The sequence below is a fragment of the Photorhabdus hindustanensis genome (genome assembly GCF_002968995.1).
In the GTDB taxonomy this organism is placed as follows: domain Bacteria; phylum Pseudomonadota; class Gammaproteobacteria; order Enterobacterales; family Enterobacteriaceae; genus Photorhabdus; species Photorhabdus akhurstii.
Genome location: NZ_PUWT01000166.1, coordinates 1 through 1322, shown reverse-complemented (window position 1 = coordinate 1322; position 1322 = coordinate 1). Strand labels below are relative to the sequence as shown.

At 43.4% G+C, this 1322-nt stretch carries 2 protein-coding genes and 1 pseudogene; all 3 read left to right on the top strand.

The features are described from left to right. A pseudogene (locus C6H66_RS25000) lies at positions 1–258 on the top strand (Imm52 family immunity protein); the annotation flags it as partial. 46 nt (positions 259–304) lie between these two features. Next, entirely contained in the window at positions 305–571 is a 267-nt protein-coding gene (locus tag C6H66_RS24995) for a PAAR domain-containing protein (protein WP_036812513.1), read from the top strand. Between the two features lie 104 nt (positions 572–675). After that, positions 676–1322, top strand: a 647-nt coding sequence (locus C6H66_RS24990; protein WP_105397053.1) for a Tox-REase-5 domain-containing protein, incomplete at its 3' end; no start/stop codon positions are given.

Below are 1322 nucleotides of genomic sequence, written 5' to 3'. Positions count from 1 at the left end.
CTWAAAGGCAGGCAGGTTTTTCCTGATCGCCTTAGTGTCGGCTGGATGCTTTACCAGCCCCGTATTATTGATAAGTTCTATCTGCCTATGGCGGAAGATGTGCTGCCTGTGTACCAAAATAATGAACAGATCGGCACTCTGATTATCACCAAGAAAGGGATTTTTGATGGAAGAAATCAGGAGGATATTGATAAATCCAATGATATTGAAATACAGTTAGTAAATCTGGGATTATTACCATTAATTACCGAGGTTTAATGAGAGGTGATGTTATTTACCAATCAGAAAACGATGGAGAATTTTAATGTCAAAAGCGGTTATTCTGCTGGGCGATACGACAGATCATGGCGGTAAGGTGATTACCGCTATTGCTCAATATACTCACAATGGTATTCCCATAGCAGGTAAAGAAGATTTGGTGGCGTGTCCTCAATGCAAAGGTGTCTTTCCTATTATTCAGGGGGCTGACTCTTTAACATATAAAGGGAAAGCGATTGCGCTTGAAGGAATGCAAACAGCCTGTGGAGCAAAGTTAATTGCCAGTCAGCATGAGTTTACTCTTGCCAGTTAATGTGAGTTCAATTCAGGGCATTTAAAACCCTGGTCAGAAATCCGAACGGCAATTTAAAGATATTCTTTGTATTGCAAAAAATAAGATAAATAGGAGACGTTAATATGCCAATACCCTTATTAGCCCCGGTCGCAGTGGGTGCGGCTGAATATGTCGCCAGCGCCTGTGCCGGAGTATTAATTGCGGTTGGGCTGATGGAAGCCGGTAAAGATAAATCCGTTATAGAGGATGACGACATTCACCATAAGAAAACGGATTTTGTGATAAGCCCTGAAATCACGGATGAAGATCGAAATATCGTCTGGAGTGCCGAAACCCATGCGGATTTTTGGGAGGACGATGATTTAGGGGATGAATCCGTTGATACCAGTGCGGTGCAGACTAAAGCCCGGTCTGAGACGGAAGAGTGTGAAAAAACGGAAACTAAAAAAGCGTGCGAGGCTTGCCTTGCTATTCCGGTGACAAGTGAAAAATATCGCAAGGTGAGTCGCTGGAGCGCTATCACGATTAACTATCAGCGATTTATTGCGAAAACTCAATATAACCCGCTCACACAAATGATCCAGGAATTTCAATGCCTGAAAGTGACCTTTGATGGCTGGCGGCCGGCATATTGCCTGTTTCTGGAGGCTAAGGCGCGGTATGACCAGTTTTTTGATACTGAAGGTGAACCCAAAATTTGGTGGAAAGGGAGTAAATCAGGTAAAAAACAGGCGGAAAGGCATCAAACTGTTTGTGATGTACTAGAGGG

Coding starts and splice junctions, on each gene's coding strand:
- C6H66_RS24995 (WP_036812513.1), top strand. CDS start 305: ATGTCAAAAGCGGTTATTCTGCTGGGCGATACGACAGATCATGGCGGT.